Origin of the sequence: Paenibacillus sp. MABNR03, from assembly GCF_050455445.1 — a bacterium.
Lineage (GTDB): Bacteria > Bacillota > Bacilli > Paenibacillales > Paenibacillaceae > Paenibacillus > Paenibacillus xylanilyticus.
This window is the reverse complement of the sequence record NZ_JBCIYR010000005.1, coordinates 1-19,739: the sequence shown is the minus strand read 5'-3', so window position 1 is coordinate 19,739 and position 19,739 is coordinate 1. Positions and strand designations below refer to the sequence as shown.

21 protein-coding genes are annotated in these 19,739 nt (G+C 48.2%); 12 read left to right on the top strand and 9 right to left on the bottom strand.

What is annotated here, in order from left to right; genetic code table 11:
* The first annotated feature begins 16 nt into the window (after positions 1-16).
* Complete coding sequence (locus AAIH57_RS22970) at positions 17-733, top strand: glycosyltransferase (RefSeq protein WP_430023129.1); 717 nt, start codon at positions 17-19, stop codon at positions 731-733.
* A gap of 226 nt (positions 734-959) precedes the next feature.
* Here AAIH57_RS22970 and AAIH57_RS22965 read toward each other — a convergent pair whose 3' ends face one another.
* The gene (locus AAIH57_RS22965; protein WP_175394968.1) at positions 960-1,130 is read right to left on the bottom strand and encodes a hypothetical protein; all 171 of its coding nucleotides are present in this window, start codon (positions 1,128-1,130) and stop codon (positions 960-962) included.
* Complete coding sequence (locus tag AAIH57_RS22960) at positions 1,127-2,365, bottom strand: glycosyltransferase family 4 protein (RefSeq protein ID WP_430023128.1); 1,239 nt, start codon at positions 2,363-2,365, stop codon at positions 1,127-1,129. Before AAIH57_RS22960 ends, AAIH57_RS22965 begins: the two co-directional genes overlap by 4 nt.
* Before the next feature lie 179 nt (positions 2,366-2,544).
* On the opposite strand from AAIH57_RS22960, the gene AAIH57_RS22955 reads away from it, so the two are divergent.
* Positions 2,545-2,904 carry a hypothetical protein gene (locus AAIH57_RS22955; RefSeq protein WP_175394966.1) on the top strand — a complete coding sequence of 120 codons (360 nt, stop codon included), beginning with the start codon at positions 2,545-2,547 and terminating at the stop codon, positions 2,902-2,904.
* A 66-nt stretch (positions 2,905-2,970) separates the two neighbouring features.
* Here AAIH57_RS22955 and AAIH57_RS22950 read toward each other — a convergent pair whose 3' ends face one another.
* On the bottom strand, positions 2,971-4,044 hold the full coding sequence (locus AAIH57_RS22950) for a glycosyltransferase family 4 protein (protein ID WP_312884232.1): 1,074 nt from the start codon (positions 4,042-4,044) through the stop codon (positions 2,971-2,973).
* Positions 4,045-4,412: 368 nt separating this feature from the next.
* Here AAIH57_RS22950 and AAIH57_RS22945 point away from each other — a divergent pair, with 368 nt between their 5' ends.
* The 6 genes from AAIH57_RS22945 (at position 4,413) to AAIH57_RS22920 (ending at position 10,290) form a co-directional block, all read left to right on the top strand.
* Complete coding sequence (locus AAIH57_RS22945) at positions 4,413-5,441, top strand: ABC transporter ATP-binding protein (protein WP_430023127.1); 1,029 nt, start codon at positions 4,413-4,415, stop codon at positions 5,439-5,441.
* Positions 5,438-6,154 (top strand): ABC transporter permease subunit, encoded by a 717-nt coding sequence (locus AAIH57_RS22940; protein ID WP_175394963.1) that lies wholly within the window; start codon positions 5,438-5,440, stop codon positions 6,152-6,154. The genes AAIH57_RS22945 and AAIH57_RS22940 overlap by 4 nt, the downstream gene beginning before the upstream one ends.
* 4 nt (positions 6,155-6,158) lie before the next feature.
* Complete coding sequence (locus tag AAIH57_RS22935) at positions 6,159-7,553, top strand: GldG family protein (protein ID WP_430023126.1); 1,395 nt, start codon at positions 6,159-6,161, stop codon at positions 7,551-7,553.
* Entirely contained in the window at positions 7,550-8,557 is a 1,008-nt protein-coding gene (locus AAIH57_RS22930) for a DUF4340 domain-containing protein (protein ID WP_430023125.1), read from the top strand. Before AAIH57_RS22935 ends, AAIH57_RS22930 begins: the two co-directional genes overlap by 4 nt.
* Before the next feature lie 196 nt (positions 8,558-8,753).
* Positions 8,754-9,809, top strand: a complete 1,056-nt coding sequence (locus tag AAIH57_RS22925; RefSeq protein WP_430023124.1) for a YhcN/YlaJ family sporulation lipoprotein — start codon at positions 8,754-8,756, stop codon at positions 9,807-9,809.
* Positions 9,810-10,065: 256 nt separating this feature from the next.
* Positions 10,066-10,290, top strand: coding sequence for a helix-turn-helix domain-containing protein (locus tag AAIH57_RS22920; protein ID WP_017692532.1), 225 nt, complete (start codon positions 10,066-10,068; stop codon positions 10,288-10,290).
* Between the two features lie 192 nt (positions 10,291-10,482).
* Here the strand turns inward: AAIH57_RS22920 and AAIH57_RS22915 are convergent, their stop codons facing one another.
* Entirely contained in the window at positions 10,483-10,692 is a 210-nt protein-coding gene (locus AAIH57_RS22915) for a hypothetical protein (RefSeq protein WP_246310796.1), read from the bottom strand.
* 175 nt (positions 10,693-10,867) lie between these two features.
* Complete coding sequence (locus AAIH57_RS22910; protein WP_175394959.1) at positions 10,868-11,128, bottom strand: hypothetical protein; 261 nt, start codon at positions 11,126-11,128, stop codon at positions 10,868-10,870.
* Between the two features lie 697 nt (positions 11,129-11,825).
* Here AAIH57_RS22910 and AAIH57_RS22905 point away from each other — a divergent pair.
* The 3 genes from AAIH57_RS22905 to nagA are packed head-to-tail and all read left to right on the top strand — an operon-like array spanning position 11,826 to position 14,650.
* Positions 11,826-12,689, top strand: a complete 864-nt coding sequence (locus AAIH57_RS22905; RefSeq protein WP_175394957.1) for a MurR/RpiR family transcriptional regulator — start codon at positions 11,826-11,828, stop codon at positions 12,687-12,689.
* 3 nt (positions 12,690-12,692) lie between these two features.
* A complete protein-coding gene (gene nagB / locus AAIH57_RS22900; RefSeq protein WP_175394956.1) occupies positions 12,693-13,421 on the top strand; it encodes a glucosamine-6-phosphate deaminase in 729 nt (242 codons plus the stop codon).
* A complete protein-coding gene (gene nagA / locus AAIH57_RS22895) occupies positions 13,418-14,650 on the top strand; it encodes an N-acetylglucosamine-6-phosphate deacetylase (protein WP_430023123.1) in 1,233 nt (410 codons plus the stop codon). The genes nagB and nagA overlap by 4 nt, the downstream gene beginning before the upstream one ends.
* Before the next feature lie 323 nt (positions 14,651-14,973).
* Here the strand turns inward: nagA and AAIH57_RS22890 are convergent, their stop codons facing one another.
* The 3 genes from AAIH57_RS22890 to AAIH57_RS22880 are packed head-to-tail and all read right to left on the bottom strand — an operon-like array spanning position 14,974 to position 17,645.
* Entirely contained in the window at positions 14,974-15,606 is a 633-nt protein-coding gene (locus AAIH57_RS22890; protein WP_175394954.1) for an acetyltransferase, read from the bottom strand.
* Complete coding sequence (locus AAIH57_RS22885) at positions 15,606-16,742, bottom strand: DegT/DnrJ/EryC1/StrS family aminotransferase (protein ID WP_175394953.1); 1,137 nt, start codon at positions 16,740-16,742, stop codon at positions 15,606-15,608. The genes AAIH57_RS22890 and AAIH57_RS22885 overlap by 1 nt, the downstream gene beginning before the upstream one ends.
* A gap of 36 nt (positions 16,743-16,778) precedes the next feature.
* On the bottom strand, positions 16,779-17,645 hold the full coding sequence (locus AAIH57_RS22880; protein WP_175394952.1) for a glycosyltransferase family 2 protein: 867 nt from the start codon (positions 17,643-17,645) through the stop codon (positions 16,779-16,781).
* Between the two features lie 203 nt (positions 17,646-17,848).
* On the opposite strand from AAIH57_RS22880, the gene AAIH57_RS22875 reads away from it, so the two are divergent.
* Positions 17,849-19,378 carry a glycosyltransferase gene (locus AAIH57_RS22875; protein WP_175394951.1) on the top strand — a complete coding sequence of 510 codons (1,530 nt, stop codon included), beginning with the start codon at positions 17,849-17,851 and terminating at the stop codon, positions 19,376-19,378.
* A 105-nt stretch (positions 19,379-19,483) separates the two neighbouring features.
* Here the strand turns inward: AAIH57_RS22875 and AAIH57_RS22870 are convergent.
* Positions 19,484-19,739, bottom strand: a 256-nt coding sequence (locus AAIH57_RS22870) for a hypothetical protein (RefSeq protein WP_430023122.1), incomplete at its 5' end; no start/stop codon positions are given.

The window sequence follows — 19,739 nt, the reverse complement described above, 5'->3', positions numbered from 1 at the left end:
GAAAGGGGAGGCCCGGATGGAGCCTAAAGTTTCAATTGTCATTCCGTTTTACAATTGTGCTTATATTGAGCAGGCTGTTCACAGTGCTCTGAACCAGACATATCCTCATATCGAGGTCATTGTGGTGGATGACGGCTCTACGCAGTATGTGGAGAAGCTGGAGCCGTTCATGGAGCGCATCACATATATTCGGAAAAAGAATGGTGGAACGGCCACAGCATTGAATGAAGGAATCAAGCGGGCGTCGGGGGACTATTTCGTCTGGCTCAGCTCCGATGATGTGATGCTGCTGGACCGTGTGGAGAAGCAACTGAAATTTATGCTCAACGTAAAGGCTTCGTTCTGTCATGGGGCCTACCACTATGTGAATGCAAACAGTGAATGGATGGATACGGTGCAGCCTGAAGTAGGCAGCCGTCTGGAGATGCTGCAGGTGCTGATGGAAGGTTGTCCTATTAACGGCTGCACCGTGATGCTGGAGATGGATGCATTTCATAAGTTCGGCATGTTTGACACCAAGTTCCGTTATACTCATGACTATGAGATGTGGCTAAGACTGTTTCCGGTCTATGAACTGTTCTATTTCAATGAGCCTCTGATGTGTTATCGGGTTCATGATTCGATGGGAACCAAAAGACACTTTGAGGCACTGAAAGCGGAGATGGAACTGGTTCAGGCCAAACATCGGCCGATTCTGCTTAATCTGCTTCAGGTCGGCGGTTATTGGCAGTAACAGTTGGAACGATGGAATGAATGACCTCATCTTAAATAGAGTAGAACAGAGAGCATGCCATCTGGCCATCCCGTGTTATGGGGTCAGTTGACATGTTCTTTTTCTTCATTTTATCGCCTTCAATGGAAATAACCCTCTTGTACCAAGAGGGCCAGGATGATCCGTATTATTGTTACAAGTAGGTCCAGTTCAGCCCTCTACATGTCACGTATATCTTGAACATAGATCAATCATTGGAGCTCATAATAGCCATGGCTTCCGGGTCAGGCAAAGTGTACTCTTGGGGCAGCTTCTGTACTAAAGCATTCATAATCGCGTAGTCCACTTCAATATGTGCCGTCGAGACAGGGACGGAGAACCACCCATTGTATAGATCACTCGGTACAAGCAGTGTCATAGCCGATGACCTCCTTTTTGAATCGCTTCTTGGTAAACCTGTAACGTTCGCAAGCCCATCTCCTCAAGGGAGCGATGCTGTTCCGCCCAGGCCTTGGCCTGTGCACCTACCCGTTTACGGGTGGCATCATCCTGCAAAAGGGCATTCAAGAGTGCGCTCAGGGAATCTACATCCTGGGGCGGAACGACCCAACCGGTATGTGCAGGCTCGACCATCTCTGGCATGCCTGCCGTGCCACTTACAATAACAGGAAGTCCGGCAAGCTGGGCTTCCGTTACCGAGAAGGGCTGCGTATCCTGCAGGCTGGGTTGAACATAAATGTCGGCACGGCGCAGGAACGAAGGAATGTTGTCCAACTTGCCCCAAAATACAATGTCGTCTCTGATGCCAAGATCATTGGCCTGGGAACGCAGATCCTCCATTAGATTCCCCTCTCCCGCAATCCAGCAGACCCAATCGGAGCGCATATGCTTCAGGCTGGCCAGAGCCTTTATCAGTACATGAACGCCTTTGATAAACTCCAGCCGGCCTGTGAAGGCAATGACCTTTTTATTTGCCGGCGGGCGCTGACGGAACCGGACCGCTGCCTGGGCACGGTAGGCAGGAAGGTCGACAGCATAAGGAATAAGGCGGAATTTCTCTTCAGGAACCTGCAGTGATGTCAGTGTACTCTTGATCCAGCGGCTGGAGACCAGAATCAGCTCGGATTGTGCAGCGCTCCGTTGCTCCAATGAGAGGAAATAACGCCCTCGTTTGGATTGTAAATACGCAGGGAGTGTGACCTGCGGGTTGGAATTCTGTGCATCGTAAAAAGCTTCGCGTGCGAGTGCCCCGTGATAGCTGGTTACCATGGGGGTGTTATTCTTCAGAATCCGTTTCATCGCCACAGCTGCAACGGGATCCTGTGCGTGAATGATATCGTACTGATCTACACCCAGATAGGCAGCAGCCATTTCAAATGCATATCGGTTCAGTTCGTAGTACGCCAGAAGAGGGTCAGCTGTGAATTGTGGCAGATCGGTGGGATTGAGCTTGGCTTGCAGCATGGGCCAAACGTTATCCTTGGAAAATGTCCGATTCAGGTTGCGTATATAGACTTCATTTTTCGCGCCGTTTGTTCCCATAATATCGACCTCGACGCCAAGTGTAATCAACCTGTCAGCGAGCTGTTTTACATAGGTCCATATGCCTCCCATATGTGTAAGCTCCCAGTAGGTAACGAGCAGAACTTTCATAAGTACCTCCTTGTCACGGCCTGCACAGGCGGTTCTGCTATCCTTGTATTCTATGAAAGAAGCTGTGCTGAAGGCCGGGCAGGGAGGTACATCTGTCAAAAATGGGTGTATGCAACTGGCATAGGATGAGAGACTGCATAAAATACATACAGGTCGTACAAAGCAGAAGGAGGCGCAATGTGGGTGCATATGTAATGGAAGTACATGAGGGCATGCTTCAAACTGCTGTTCCGATTAAGTACGTAGATGTAGAGGTTGCATTCGTAGGTGATGACGGGGCGGATGTATATGTCGGCGGGATCAGCCCAACCTGTGGAGAGTTGTATCGACATATCTTTCATATTGGAGCAGAGTCGACCGGTAGCAGCCGTAACCACATCATTTATGACCTGAACGTTTCACCGTTCATGTGGCAACTGCGAATCATCAGCAATAAAAGCAGGCCCTATCATCTGGCGGTGCGGGTATACTGCCGAAGTGCTTGTGGGCAGACGCTGGGTGTGCTCTCCGAGCATCAGATGATTAAGCTGGCAGACTAGAAAAAATAAATATACTAAACCAACCTAAGGCAGTTCAGGATTCCTGAACTGCCTTTTTTGCGGTGATCATGAGAAGATGCTTAGGGCTGTCATCATTTCCCGAAAGGAAACAGCATACCGATCTGGTGAGAATGAGGCAGTCATGTGCTCTCTGCCCTGTGCGCGGATAGATTCACGTAATTTTTTGTTGCGTATGAGTTCGACTGCTTCAGCTGCTGCTGCCTTTACGTTGCCCTGAGGATAAAATTTTCCCGTCTTGTTATGTGTGATAAAAGACCGTACGCCATCCGAATCAGTGCTGAGTACCGGGCAACCACAACTGATGGCTTCTGCGACCGCATATCCAAAGCCTTCAAGAAGGGATGTGGAGAGCATAATTCCACCGGAGGCTGCAATCATGGAGTAAAATGCAGGCATCTGGGAGTGAGGAACATTGATGAAAATGCCAATGCGATCCTCCAGTCCGTATTCAGCCAGCATGTGACGGAACATCACTTCGTCTTCGGGATTGGCCAAGCTGGGATCGTGAAACAGCCATAGTCTGGCTTTTGGGATTTTTTTTATGATTTTACTGGATATGCTCAAGTATTCACGCCAATTTTTGTTGTGTTCCAGCCGTCCAACCCAGGCCAGAACCGGGTAGGGTGGGGTGTCGACAGCGAGTGGAGCAAATGTATCGGTGTCCAGCATATTGGGGATAACAAACCGGTGCAGCCAAGGACAGATATGAATAAACATATCCAGCAAGTGATCGGTAGGAGGCAGAACAGCAGCATCACAGTGAGCCTGGAGGTAAGGGATTGCCATCTGGATTGTTTCCAGAGCCTGATCCCGCGTTCCGAGACCTTGGGCTTCAAATATAATTCTTCCCGTATATCCGAGTCCTCTCAATCGGCCAGGCATGCTAATGTCGGAGGTCACAATGATGGCGTCATAACGCTGACTGTGAATCAAAAAACGAATTTCCTCATCACTGGATGCGGTGAAGACCGGAGTGCCGCTGTTGTTCTGCAATCCCGAGCCTGTGTAGAGATATAATACATGCGCTTCAATGCCATGACGTTGCAGAACGGCTGTCCGCAATCGGTTCAAGGTATCCACGCCACCGCTTGGTACAAAAAACGTGAATAATACTTTCACACGGTTCACCCTCTGACTTTTGTGCAGGAACTCATACTCCTGAGCATTTTGCATAAATCCAATAAGCGACTTCCAATCTTCAGTATATAGATCGAAATGGTCCTATTCGGCTATATATTGTACCTGGAGCGAGTGGAATCGAATGATGCAAAATGCTGACTCCTGTATTGTATGGTACGTTGCCCCAATGCACAGGGTGTGGGTGAAACCTATGTTGTTCACATTTTAGACACAAATTTTTAATCTTTCTTTTAAGTGTCATTAAGCTGGGTTTAGGATACAACCCGTAAGATACAAGGAACTTCCCGTGTTGACCATCTGAATCGTTTGATGGCACACGGGTATTTTAACGGGAAAGGATGAATAATGTGCTCGAAGTGAAACAGGTCAGCAAAGTGTATGATGGACGGCACGGCGTGCATCAACTGGATTTCACAATGGAGCGCGGTGAGATTGTTGGTTTTCTGGGACCCAATGGTGCCGGCAAAACAACAACAATGCGCATGATAACCGGCTACCTGCAGCCTACCACGGGTTCAATTGCGGTGGATGGCCAATCGGTGCATGATCAAGGAAGGACCGTTCGTTCCAAGATCGGTTATCTTCCGGAAACCCCACCGCTATATCCGGATATGACGGTGCAGTCCTATCTGAAATTTGTCGCCAATCTTAGAGATGTTCCGGCACGTGAAATCAAACTGCGGGTCAGTGAGATGGTGAGCAGGCTGGGTCTTCAAGCACGGGAGAAACAATTGGTGCGCGGATTATCCAAGGGATATAAACAGCGTCTTGGACTGGCAGGAGCCATCATTCATAAGCCTGATTTGCTCGTACTTGATGAACCGACATCAGGACTGGACCCGAACCAGATTATTGAGATTCGTGATTTGATCCGGGAGCTCGGCGAAAATCACACCGTGCTGCTAAGCACGCATATTTTGCCTGAAGTAAGCACGCTATGCAATCGCATGTTGATCATTAATCAGGGACAGCTTGTACTCGACGGTTCACCACAACACTTCGGTTCATCAATGGGTGACCAGTTTAAGGTATCCATTGAAGTTAAGGCAACAGAGCAGCAATTACATAACTTGCTGGCACCTTGGGAGAAGGTGCGGAGTGAAGTCATTGAACCATCGGACGGAAAAAGCAGCACAGAGCAGCAGGAAACGGTCAGAATGCTGCTTACCGGAGAATCGCCAGACGATTTCCGGGAAGAGCTCTTTTACCTATTGTCAGGAGCTGGATTGCCCATTCTGGAGATGAGAAAGGAAAATCTCAGTCTGGAGCAGATCTTCCTGAAGTTGACTACAACGGAAACAGACGCTGAGTCATCCGATGTAAATGACATGAATGAAGAATCGGCGGTTTCCCCTACAGAGGAGGAATCCAAATGAGACGAATGATGGCTATTTGTAACAAGGAACTTCAGGCGTATTTTCTGTCACCAACGTCGTATTTCGCCTTCGCGGTTTATGTATTGATGACAAGTTTATTGTTCTACTCCAGTTTTGTATATTACCAGCCAAGTATCGTGGATTATCGTCTGGTTCTGGGTGATACCTTATCCATGCTGCTGTTTGTGGTGCCTTTATTGACCATGAGACTGGTTGCAGAAGAGTTCAGGCAGGGAACGGATGAGCTGCTGCTGACCTCGCCGGCTCGGGTGACGGAAGTGATATTTGGTAAGTATCTGGCCTCGCTGGCCATTCTGCTGGTGCTTATCTTGTGCAGTTTGGTCTATCCGTTCATCATGTCATTCTTTGGAGACTTGGACTTGACCTCTGTATGGCTGTCGGCGCTGGGGCTCTTTTTCTTAGGCGGAAGCATGATGGCAATTGGATTGTTTGCATCAACGCTATCCCAGCATCAGATGGTATCTGCGGTAGCTGGTTTCATTATTTTGCTCGTATTGTGGATGCTTGATTCATTTGCAGGCAATACCGGATCCACTTTACAGCAATGGCTTGATCCATTTGCACTGACGAACCGGTTTGACAGCTTCACGAAGGGGGTGCTCAGTGGTCCGGATATCTTGTATTATGTGACGCTGTCAGGCGTATTCCTGCTACTCAGCATTCAAATCGTGGAACGGAAGCGGTGGAGGTGAGAAGATGAAGAAATGGTTAAGTCATACTAACAGTACCGTGTTGTCTGTAGCGGTCATCGGCATATTTATTTTGCTTACGCTGTTTCTGAATTCACTTGGCGGATTCCAGCTGGATCTGACATCAAACAAACAATACACCTTATCGGACCAGTCTCTCACCGCGATCAAAAATGTGAAAGATGATGTCAGCATTAAGGTATTAACGGTTGAAAATGCTAATAATACCGTCTTGAACCGCGAAGTGACTGACATGGTTCAGGAGTATACCAAACGGAACAGCAAGCTGAAGATGGAACAATTTAATCTTACCCAAGAACCGACGCTTGCTTCGAAGTACGGCATTACAGGCAGTTCGATCGTCCTGGAACGGGGAGATCAGTACAAAGTCGTTGATATTGCCAGTCTGTTCACAGCAGTTGGGGATGGAAGTGATGGGTCATACCAGTTTACGGGGGAGGAAAAGTTAACACAGGCTTTGATGAATTTGTCCTCTACCGAAATGAAGAAAATGGTGTTCCTAACAGGGCATGAGGAACTGGGTCTGGATCAACTGACAACACTGCGATCATCCTTAGAGCAGAACAACATCACAACAGAAGAGCTGCAGCTGAGTCAGGCAGGAGTTGTTCCGGAAGATGCAGATGTACTTGCCATCATCGGACCGCAGCGTGACATCAGTGATGCGGAATTAAAAGCGATTCGAACCTATTTGAGCAATGGGGGCAAGCTCATGATGTCCCTTGGTTTTGTGGAGGATATGAAATCCAGCTGGAAAAACATCGATACCCTTATGGCTGATTATGGCGTTGTGGATGAGCATGCCGTCATGGTGGACAACCAGCAGGCCAGCACGATGGGGCCGTTATGGGTCGTGCCGGAGTATGGTACGCATGCCATTACCGACAAACTGTCGGATAGCAAACTGTACCCGATGTTATCCCTGTCCATTGCCCTGACGAGCAAGGAGCAGGAAAAGTACACCCTGTCGCCTTTGATCCATTCTTCGAATGATAGTTATGGCGAGACGAATATTGCAGGTTTGCTGCAAAATGAAACTGCAAATGATCCGGATCAGGATATTCAGGGTCCCGTTGAACTGGGATATGCAGCGGATACGACCGATGGCAAACCCAAAGCCGTAATTTTGGGGTCATCCATTTTCATGCAGGATTCGGAAATTGGCAATGGCGGGAACCGTGACTTTATTTTGAATACCGTCAATTATTTAAGTGAAAAAGAGGATGGAGTGACGATTCGTCCACGTGTGCAGGCTGGTTATGAAGTAGCCTACCTGGATGGTACGCAGGCCAGAACGATTTTCTTCGCTGCCATTGTGGGCTTCCCGCTCATCTTTGTTATCATAGGTGTAATCTTATGGTGGAGGCGCAGACGCGTATGAAAAAATGGTTCCCGACAGTTCTGGTCGTATCGGTACTGATTGGTGGCTGGGTTTATGCGGCCAATCAGAATTATTTTCGCGAAGAGGAAGCAGAGAAGGTGAAGTTGCTCGGCATTCAGTCTGACGACATACAGTCCATTACCATCCATGACCCGAGAACAGACACGACGGAAGCAGAGGCTTCTCCCTCTTCATCAGCGCAATTGGAACTGAAAGATGGCGTGTGGAGCATGGTGGAGCCCAAGGCATACCCGCTTAACGGTTATACAATCAGCAGCTGGCTTGAAGCTCTAAGCGGGGCAGATCAGGAACTGGTTGTGGAAGAGACACCGACTGATCTTGAGAAATATGGTCTGGGTTCGAGTGCAACACGTCTGGATATCAAACTGAAGGATAACCGTACAATCACTTTGACGATCGGTGGGCAATTGCCCGCAGATGACGCACGTTATGTGCAGGTGGATTCCGGCCCTGTCGTTGCTGTTCAGTCGGAAACGATTGGCAATATGGAGCTGACACGACGTGATCTGCTGGATACGACGCCGTTTAATCTCGATGAAACGAATGTCACCTCCCTGGAATGGGAAGGCGAAGCAGCTGCCTGGATGCTGAAGTCTGCTGCGGAGAACGGTGCTGCCGAGCGGACATGGACGCTGAATGGTGAGCCGATTGAATCCACAGATGCTGTATCTCTAATTGGCAAAATTAAAAACCTGTCCACTGCGGACGATGTCCGTAAAGCTTCGGAATTGAAAGATACGGTGCCGCGGTTTACACTTTCTGTGGAGCAGACTATAAATGGAGAGACCGCAACAGACGTCTATCGGGGGCTTACCCTTCCAGCCGAACCGAATTTGATCTATGTGATCACACCAGACGGTCAGTGGGCATACACCCTTCAGGCAGATACCCTGCAGGATGCGGAAAATTTCCCGGATACACTGAAGGCATCAGATACATCACCGGAAGCCACGGGCGAAGATTCCACGTCATCTGCCGAGTAGGCGCCGGAATGCGGATAGAAAGTGATAATGAAGATTTGTCTGTTTATAGAAAAGCGGTGCAGCACGTATAGGTGCAAGCACCGCTTTTTTCTGTTGATTTTTGCAGGCCCGGGTACCAAATCCTTTCAGCATATCGGAGAAACCAGAAGCGCATCCTAACGTTGTGACCTAAACCATACACATTGGAGGATGAGACATGCCAGCAGCCAAAAAGGCGAAAGCAATCAGCTTATCACTGTCTACAGCAATTTTTGTAATGGCCGGATTAACAGGTTGTGGTGATGGCCGGGATAACAACAATTTGCAAACCAATAATGCGGGCCAGGAAGTTAGAGGGCTCAATCGTTATGGTGTGGAGACCAATGGAATGGATGGAATTCGTGCCAAAAGTTATCGTATGCACAATGTCACTGACCTGAAATCCAGTGATGAACTGGCGAAACGAATTACCGAAATGAAAGAAATCAAGTCGGCCAATGTCCTGTTAACAGACCGTAACGCTTATGTTGCCGTCCGCTTGACAGACGGTCACGCTGGCAAGATGGATAGTCAAGCTAATGGGAACGGTAGAGGTAGTCAGAACAATACGATGAACGGCACGATGCGTAATCGTGCGAACGGAACCATGCGCAGTGAGAGCATGAACCAGGATATGGGTGGTATGCGTGTACATGCAGGCGATGGAACCAGGTCTCCCTACACGACTAGTGGTATCGCTCCCGGGTTGAACACAGGTTCGGCTACGGACCGCAGTCATATGGGGAACGACCGCAGCATTTATGGAACCATGGGTACCGGAACAATCGGCATGATGCGCGGGTTGACGAATACGGGCAGAGACCGCACGATGAGTGATGGCCGCTATGGTATGCAGAGTGAGGGACAGAACGCTGGGCAGCGCCAGGACAACTCGGATGACAACACGTCCGAAGAGATCAAAGGCAAAGTTGCTGCAAAAATCAAGCAATTTGCTCCGAATGTGGAGAATGTCTATGTATCCGCCAATCCGGATTTCGTTGATCATGTGCAGACATATGCCGATGATATTCGTAACGGAAAGCCGGTTAGCGGCATGATTGATACATTTCAATCGATGGTTGAGCGCATTTTCCCAACCAACGCAATGAATCAGCGCCGTGATGGTATCCTTGGTGATGGCATGTTGAACCGCAACCGCAATAACAATACTGATGGCATGATGAACCGTAATAATAACAATGATGGTATTATGAATCCTAATAATGGTCGGTAGAAAATAGATGAACAAATATGCCTTTGCGCAGATGGCAGCATCAGTGGCAAAGGCATATTTACTTTTAACAAACTGAATTTTGCAGCATGCTCAGGTTACATAACACGAACTGCTCATCCTATACCTATAACCAACAAAATGACTGCCCATTTTTTTCATAAAACTGAACCATCGCCCTTGACCTGACATAAGATGAGTTGACTGTATCCCCTTAACCTTGTTACACCAACACAACCCGAGCAAGGAGGGGTGAACATTGAAGGGTATCGATCATAAAAGCAAATTTTTGTTGACCCACCGTGAACGCGAAGTATTCGAATTGCTGGTTCAGGACAAAACGACGCGTGACATCGCAGGGCAGTTATTCATCAGCGAGAAAACGGTGCGTAACCATATTTCGAATGTGATGCAGAAACTCAATGTTAAGGGTCGTTCGCAAGCAGTTGTAGAGCTGATTAAGCTCGGAGAACTGAAGATTTGACGCGAATAACAGTTAGGAAGTTGAAGCAGCATGAAAGCCTTTCTCTATTCTTTATCATGAAGAATGGGGCAAGGCTTTTATGCTATTGGACTATAGCTTATTCAAATGGGATAATCGACTGTTCCGGGATAGAGAGCTGGCAATACAAAAATAAGCCATATAATGATAACCATCCAAAAGTTATCACTTGGCTTATGTTGACAATTGAATATCCATTAATTCAAAGTCGACTTTACAGGAGGCTCTAATCATAAAATCAATGCTAACAATACCGTCAAAGCCATAAGGTTCTTGAATTGAACCAAGTTGAATTGGGAAATCTCTCAAAGCAACATGCTCAATGCTAAGGTCGGGAATCTGTTGTTCATAGCAAATTTCGCTCGTTCCCCCCACTCCATACATTCGCTTTGCTCTTCCATTTATAAAATCAATGTGGATACCTAATTCAGCGAGTTTATCGGTATCAAAAACGGTGCCGCACAGCCTGTATCAAATAGAACGTTGTGCAATACGATGGTTTGATCATTTTGGGTCAAGGTTAAGGAAACGATAGGTAAACCATGCTGAAGTTGTATTTTCATGTACGCTGCCGTACTCCTGAGAAAAATTCCTCTACAGCTTCAACGTCGTTTCTGCTCGTATGGAATACATACAACTCACGTGTCGGGTGGAGCTTGTGCAACTCTTTATAGCCACTCCATGCTTCTTGCGGATTATCGTAATCCTGAATGACCGCCATATCCTCTAACTGACGTATACGGTTGCTGGAGCTTGCTTTGATTGCTTCAACCACTACAAAACGACCTGGATGCAATTCAGTGATCTCTCCCCATTTCATCGGCTTCACCTCGCTTGGATGTAGTATTTGTATTATAGCATAGTTACTCAAGGATGAAGGAAGTAAGCACGGCCCGAGCGAGTTTTTGAAGCGATATAAAGGTCTGGATTGAGTTTTCGAAAATGAGATGAGTTGAGCCGGAATTTATATGATTAAATTAAAGGAATGGAATTTATTGAACCTGCATTGAATTTATTTCAAAGTCTTCCTCTATTCTTGAACAAGAAGAAGGGGAAGGCTTTTTTATATCCTGAAAAGAAATGAACTTTCTACATCAAGTTATTCTCTCGAATAAATGATCTCCATTTTCCCTTCGAAAAAGGTAGGTAAAAGAGCTGCTCCAACTCCTCGTACCCGGTTTCATCCAGATGAAGGCAGAGTGCTTTTTTGGCGATTTTGGCGGCTGGTTGCGAAACGGATTTCCGACTTCCCGCTTTTCGCCTGACCGGTATGTGAAACTGCAGCAAATTTTCGAGGCGGTCCCAGCCTTCCCAGCTTAATCTTCCGCCACGTTTCCAGTCAATTGCTTATAGGGCATAATAGTTCCGGCCTCCGCTGTGCTTCACAGCAAATTCTCTTTTCAATAATGGCATAAACCCCTTGATTTGCAGATTGAGGTTGATTAAAATGAAATTATAAAAATTATTTTCTTAAATTCATATAAAAATATAAAAATTATTTTCAGAGGAGAATACTCATGGCAGCCATCATACATGCATTACAGCAGGAGCTGGATGGACTTCCATCGCAGGAAAGGCGAATTGCAGAGGTCATTTTGCAATCCCCGTCTGATATACCAGGCTGGACGATTAACCATCTCGCACAACAGAGTGGTACCAGTCCGGCTACGGTAACCCGCTTCTGCAAATCATTCCACTTCAAGGGTTTTCCTGATTTCAAAATGAAGCTTGCGGCAGAGCTGTCTCATTCGACCGACAAAACAGCCTATCAGGATATCGTGGCAGGTAACCCTTTGTCCAAGATTGTGGAGGCTATAGAAGCCAACCATCTTGCATCCATTGCGGATACCACCCGATTGTTGGATTTGGGCAGATTGGAACATGCGGTTCAGTTATTATGCCACGCCCGCCGCATTGACCTGTACGGTGTCGCCACTTCGTCGATTGTTACACAGGATTTCTACCAGAAACTTGTGCGAATCGGCAAAAGCTGTACCGCCTTCTCGGATTCACATATGCAGATTACTTCGGCTTCCTCACTGAGTGAAGGAGATGTGGCCATGGCAGTATCTTACTCGGGGGAAACACCGGAGACCATCGATGCACTGCATTGTGCCAAACAAGCGGGAGCCGCCACGATCTCGCTTACTTCTTATGGTAACAACAAACTTGCGGCAGTATCAGATATTCCGCTGTTCACGTCTTCGCTGGAAGAAGGCATGAGACGGGGAGATATGGCTTCCCGCATCGCGCTGCTGCATGTCATTGATATTTTGTTCACAGGCATGGTGAGTGCCGATTTCGACCGTTTTATTCCCAAATTGGAACAATCGTATCACAATGTACAATCCTATCGAGTTCAACATAATGGAGGTGCTTGAGAGATGAATATACGTATTTTTGAAAATGAAGAAGATCTGAATGCTACAGGTGCGGGCCTGATTGCCAGCTTGCTGCAAACGAAACCAAGGGCCGTGCTGGGACTTGCAACAGGAAGTTCTCCAGTAGGCATATATAAACAGCTCATTAACTTGTATCAAAAGGGGCTGGTGAGTTTCGCGCAGGCTTCTTCCTTCAATCTGGATGAGTATGTCGGGCTTCCGGTGGAGCATCAGGAGAGTTATCGCAGTTTCATGAATGAACAGTTGTTTCATCATATTGATATCGATCTGGCCAAAACCCATGTGCCGAATGGGCAGGCATCCGATCTGGACCAGGAATGTGCCATGTATGAACAGCGTCTGGATGATCGTGGGCCTGTAGACCTCCAGCTGCTGGGTATCGGACACAATGGTCACATTGGCTTCAACGAGCCGGGGAACGAATTGACGGGACGCACCCATGTGGTGGATCTCAAAGAAGAGACACGCAAGGCGAACGCCCGTTTTTTTGAAAGTATTGATGAAGTTCCTGCTCAGGCAATTACGATGGGCGTAGGTACGATTCTGAAAGCCAAACAAATTCTGCTGATCGCACGTGGCGAGGAAAAGGCAGAAATTATTCGCGAAGCCTTTATGGGACCCATTACAACCCAATGCCCGGCTTCCTTGCTGCAGTGTCATCCGAATGTCGTGGTGCTGCTGGACCGTGCCGCAGGGAGGTTGGTAAAATGAACCAGTCAAGTAAAGCCCATTTGGGAAAAGAGAGCGGCAGCCCCATTTATCTTCTTCGCGGTAAAATGGTACTGCCTGACGGTCTGGCGCAGGATGGCCTGCTCGCCTGGACCGAAGGGAAAATTGTGTACGCCGGCTCACCAGAAGGGCTGCCGGCATCAATCCATCGTGAGGCGGTATCCTTGCCTGTACCGAATGGGGGCGTTATTGTCCCCGGATTCATTGATATTCATGTCCATGGCGGCAATGGAGAGGATTTCATGGACGCGAATAAGGAAGTGCTGGACAAGATTACTTCATTCCACAGCACGCAGGGAACAACCGCCATGCTTGCAACGTCCATGACCGCTCCAAAGGACAGACTGGATCAGGTACTGGCTGAAGTGGATCGGTATCGTTCCGAGCCGATGCCGTTTGCACAGCTGGAAGGCGTGCACCTGGAAGGTCCTTTTTTCAGTCCGAAATGGCCTGGTGCGCAGAATCCGGAACATATTGTGCTTCCGAATGTATCGTGGCTGGAAGCATGGGAAAAACAATATCCCGGCTTGATCCGTCAAGTGACGCTGGCACCGGAGCGTGAAGGGGCACTGGGAGTCATTGCATGGCTGCGGCAGCAGCGGATTACGGCAGCATTGGGTCACACGGATGCCACTTACGAAGAGGTAGAGCGGGCGGTTGAAGCCGGGCTGCACCATGCGGTACATACGTACAATGCAATGACTCCGCTGCATCATCGTAATCCCGGAGCTGCGGGAGCGGTGCTGAGTGATCCGCGAATTAGTGCTGAGATCATTGCGGATGGCATTCACGTACACCCTGCAGCAATCTCGATTCTGGCCCAGCTCAAACAGTCTGCCGATCAGATCGTACTGATCACTGATGCGATGTCTGCTGCCGGGCTCGATGACGGAGAATATAAGATTGGCGACCTGCCTGTGATCGTGAAGGATGGCGTAGCCAGATTGAAAGACGGCGGCGCACTGGCCGGAAGTACACTGACGATGATTCGAGGTTTCCGCTATTTGGTACAGGAAGTGGGCATGAGCCTGAATGCTGCATCCCGTGCGGCCAGCCTTACCCCGGCGCGACTGCTTGGGATCGACCATCGTACGGGTTCCCTGGCTCAAGGGAAACAGGCAGATGTCGTTTTACTGAATGCGGAGCTGGAGATAGAAGGTGTGTGGGTGAAAGGGGAAAGGTTGCAGCATTCGTCGACTACTCGAACGTGAGGTAATAGGATGCCGATCATCTGAATCCAGGATTACAATAAACAAGCGTTGCACTGCAGAATTTTTTTCTGCTGTACAACGCTTGTTTATTTATTTCAGCATTTTGCATCATTCGATATTAACGCTCACGCGCACATTATGTAGACGAATAGAACCATTCGGTCTACATAATGCTGCTTGGAGGTCGCTTCATGGCAAGAAAATACTAGTACATCTGACCCTATTGTGTCTTTCTTTGCATTTTTTTGCGGAGAGAAGAAGGTTCCAATTTTGTTGCATCTCAAGGTGGATGTGATCCGCTGCTGAAGTTTACCGTTCTCAGATCATAGATTTTTTTTCACAACAGCAGGAACTCCTGCGGCCATGCAGTATTCAGGAATATCGTCCTTCACAAAGGCACCGCCACCTACGACGGACCAGTTCCCAACCTTTATTTTTTCCCTGACCGATGCTCCGATACCAATATATGCTCCGGCTTCGATAACCACGTTTCCTGCAAGGCAAACCCCGGGACCCAACGTAACATAGTCGCCGATAACTGAATCATGGCTGACACTCACGCTTCGATTCAAGATCACATGCTGTCCGATACGGATCTGTTCCGATATAACGCCCCCTTCAAAGATCATGCTGCCTGCTCCAATCACATTTCTCCGCGACCAACGGACATTAGGGTGGATTAATGGAGGGGCAAATCGAAATCCTGAACTTGCAGTTGTGAGGGCAAAGCGCCGCTTCAACGCCGGATCTCCAACCCCTGCGCATACAATCCCCACTTCATCCCTCAGCAGTTTGATATCAGCTAATGTCCCGAGAATGGGGAGGCCCTCCACGGTTAGCCCTTTCATATGTGGACGCTCGTCCAGAAGCCCGACGACTTTAATGTTTAATTCTTCACATAACCAAACAATTTCACGTGCGTGTCCTCCTGCCCCCCAAACAATTAGCTTCAACATCAGCTTTCAACCCTTTCTAATGTTGTGAGGGCACCAACAACTTTGCGTATATGATCTCTGTCCATTTCCTCCCATAAAGGCAGGCTGACAATATGCTTTGTCATATATTCGGTCATTTGGAGACTGGCATGGGGGCACGATTTGAACTGCTTTTGCTGGTGACATGCTGGCGAAAAGTATGTTCTGGCTTCAATGGAATTTTGATCGAGGCCATGAAGCACCTTCCGGTTTTCCAGAGAGGCGGGACTGAGAATAGGTATGAACTGGTGGACAACCGATCCCCGCAGCGTTTGCAGGGACCATCCATGTTCCAGCAAGCCTGCTCGATGAAACTCGTGAAGATAAAGCTCATGGATGGACTTGCGGTTGTGCTGAACTGTCCCAAAGTGATCCAGCGTGGCCAAGGCAATTGCAGCGGTGTATTCGGATATTTTGCTGTTCAATCCCGTAAAGACAGATTCCCGGCTTCGGGAGAAACCGAAATTGCCGGCCTGGCGAACCCGCTGGATCAGATCATGATCGGCACTGTACACGAGCCCTCCTTCACCCACAGCAAAGGATTTCGTCGCATGAAAACTGAAAACGACGGCTCCCGGGAATCCGGTGCCGAACTGCTCTCCTGTCTGTGCCTCCGTCGTGCCGAAGCTGGCAGCCGCATCGATAACAACCGGAATACCATGCTGAACCAAATCATGATACGGTGACAAGTCCATGGCGTTGCCAAAGGTGGCATAGGGTACACATACGGCAATCTGGTCTCCGAGATGCCTGACGGCATGCTCCAGCTGAGCACGATTTAACTCCCATGTATCGGGTTCAATATCAAGGAAGTAGGGCTCCAGTCCGCACCATTGCGCGGCCAGCGGCGTAGCTGCAAAAGTAAAACTTGGCATCAGCGCATACTTCCCTCCGGGGCGCTTGCTCTGAGCGATCGCCAGCATCAGGCCAACGGTAGCGTTATGCACCGTTACCGCGGATCCTTGGCCGTTAAAGCTCTCTTGGATGACCCGTTGCTCGAACTGTTGGTTCAGGGGACCGTAATTGGAATATAGGCGGGTTGATTCTATGGAGTCAACATAGGGAAGGAAAGCTTCTTTTTTTACGAGCTTGGGTCTTAAAAAAGGGATATCATACATGTTTCGTCTCCTTTCCTGGGCGGCAGGAATACAACCTTATCCATTTAACGATGACAAGAGGGCCTCGATTCGTTCCAAATCCGTATGGATTTGCGGACGCCCCTGAATGCTCAGTCGATACGCATGAAGAGCGCTTCGGAACAAGACGTCCGAATGCAGATATCCCTGATCACGGGATGCGATCACGATATCGAGCCATTCCGTCATGGATGTCCGAGTCAGCTCCTGGTTATTTTGACTTTGATGTTTGCGAAGACTGCTTAGACCATCGGCAATATACACTGCTTTGCCTTTGGAGAGCAGGTTAAGCCAAGAGGCGACGTCGTTCAGCAGGCTGTACTGCCTTCCATTAAATGTTCCGAATGGGTGAATCAGGTCCTTTTTGTGGAACAGGACGGTGGTGGGTTCACCAATCACGTTCAGGCAGCGGCTCAGCATGTGGTTAGCCAGATCGTAACCGTCCAAGATTCGGGTCTCTTCATATAATTTTCGCGATGCATAGATCGGTGGAAGAATCTCACCTTGTTCATTTATGATGTTCCTGTAGGAAGTGACAAGAGAAATATTCTCAAAATTTTGATAATAATAAAGCATTCTTTCGATCTTTTCCTTGTGGAATACATCGTCATCCATCAGATAGTTGACAAATAAGCCTGAAGCCAGATTAAAACACTTGTGCCAGTTACCCAAATAGAGGTTTTTATCGTTTTTGAAGTATTTAATCCGGACATCTTCATGCAGATAAGGCATCAGCATCTTCTGGACTTCATTGTTCGTGCTGTCATCGCATATGATGATCTCCAGGTTGGAGTAGGTTTGTTCCAGTACGCTTTCAAGTGCAATCCGCAGCGTGTCTGGGCGATTGTAAGCCGGGATGAGAATGCTTACGAGCGGGGAATTCATATTGATTCCACCTTTCTGGCGGTTAGTTAGGTCCTGAATGGGAAGGCAGGTTTCCTTGGCTATTGTGACGGTTTCTCAAGCAGCGAATGATTCGCCAGCACTACACATACATGTATATTACGCGGAAGATAAATGATGCAGGTCTGGTACATATTGCGCTCTTTTTTGTCATTTTTGCAATGAATTTGTAAAGGAGGACGAACATGTTGGTAAATGAAATGCCGATGCTGATGGCACATCTGTTTGTATCGGATAAGATACCAAAAGAGGAAATCAGCAACTTGACAGCAGAACTTGAAGCCGCCCACATCAAAGTGAGGCTCTATCAGGCAGACCAGCCTCCCGCCGGGATCCTGTTCCAGAAACCAAGGGTGTACGTATCCCTTGGCGAGAGTTGGGAACAATTCCCGGGTCTCTTCTCGTTGCCACCTCATGAGAAGAGACGCTGGCTTCATTACGGCTCGGTTGATGAAGTCAGCTCCACTCGGTTGATGTTTTGTTGGCTTAAAGCTACGGATCCGCTTCCCGAGAATAAAAACGTTCCTCCGTCCCAATTTTCTTCCAATACTCCGTTAATTTCCATATTCACGGCAAGCTACCGATCGGGTGATAAAATTCAGCGGCCTTACCAATCATTGTTGAAGCAGACCTATAGCAATTGGGAATGGGTCATTGTAGATGATTCAAATGATCAGGAAGACAATTACAGCCGGTATCTGATGTCACTGGAGGATGAACGTGTCCGGAGATATCGGCAGGATGCAAGTAACGGATATATCGGCTCGGTCAAGAGATATGCTGCAGGATTGTGTACAGGTGAAATTTTGGTAGAGGTGGATCACGATGATGAATTGATGCCGGATTGTCTTGAGAAAATTGTAAGAGCTTTTCAACAACACCCGGAATGCGGCTTCGCCTACGGTGATTGTTCCGAGGTGTATGCAGGAAGCAATAAGGCCCATTGGTATGGGTGGGATTGTGGGTACGGGTACAGCGTTTATTATCGGGTATGGCTGCATGATATGGATAGATGGCAAAATGTACAAAAGCATACAACGATTAACGGCAATACCATTCGTCATTTGGTCGGTCTGCCGAATCATCCGCGCGCATGGACACGGGATTGTTATCATATGGTCGGAGGCCATCGGAGCGAACTTCTCGTATCGGATGACTATGATCTGCTTGTGCGTACATTTCTGTGTACCCGGTACCTCTACATCCCGGATTTACTGTACATCCAATACCGTAATGAGAACGGGAACAATACAACGTTCACCCGAAACAAGCAGATTCAGGTACTAGTCAGGGAATTGAACCGAAGTTACCGGCAAAGGATCGGATTGAGATTAACGGAGCTGGATCTCCCGGAACTGCTTCCTTACAACCGAATCTGGCAGACATCTCCCCAGGATCCCGCCAGAAAATCGGGAAATATCCTTTTGGAGGACGCTGCAAGGGTCTCTGTTATTTTCCCGCTCCCCTATTCATGGACAAAGCCAGACTACACCCAGTTATACAGCACAATACAGAGGGGGAATGATAGCGGGTTCAAGGATATGGAAGTCATTGTTGTCGGTCAAATACCCGAGGAACTGGAAAAGTGCGCTTCCCTGGCTCCATCGGGAGCCATTCGCTGGTGGCCGATGGATCCACAGGATTCGTTAGACATCTGCATCCAATATGCCAAAATCATCGCTTCATGCAGGGAAAAGGTTGTTGTTATGCCCTGAGCCTATCAAAAACTAGAGAAAAGGGCACATGGCCTGGCATGCTTGCAAGAAGCGCCACGGTCATGTACCCTTTGCGGGAGATTGTTGTGTCCTAGTATTCAAAAATCAACAACATTTGAAGTTCATCTTATATTGGGAGTTAGGCAGGTCCTTGGTCACCCTGAGGTCCTTGGGTACCTTGAGGTCCTTGGTCACCCTGAGGTCCTTGGTCGCCCTGAGGTCCTTGAGTACCTTGAGTACCTTGAGGTCCTTGGTCACCCTGAGGTCCTTGGGTACCTTGAGGTCCTTGGTCGCCCTGAGGTCCTTGAGTACCTTGAGGTCCTTGGTCGCCCTGAGGTCCTTGAGTACCTTGAGGTCCTTG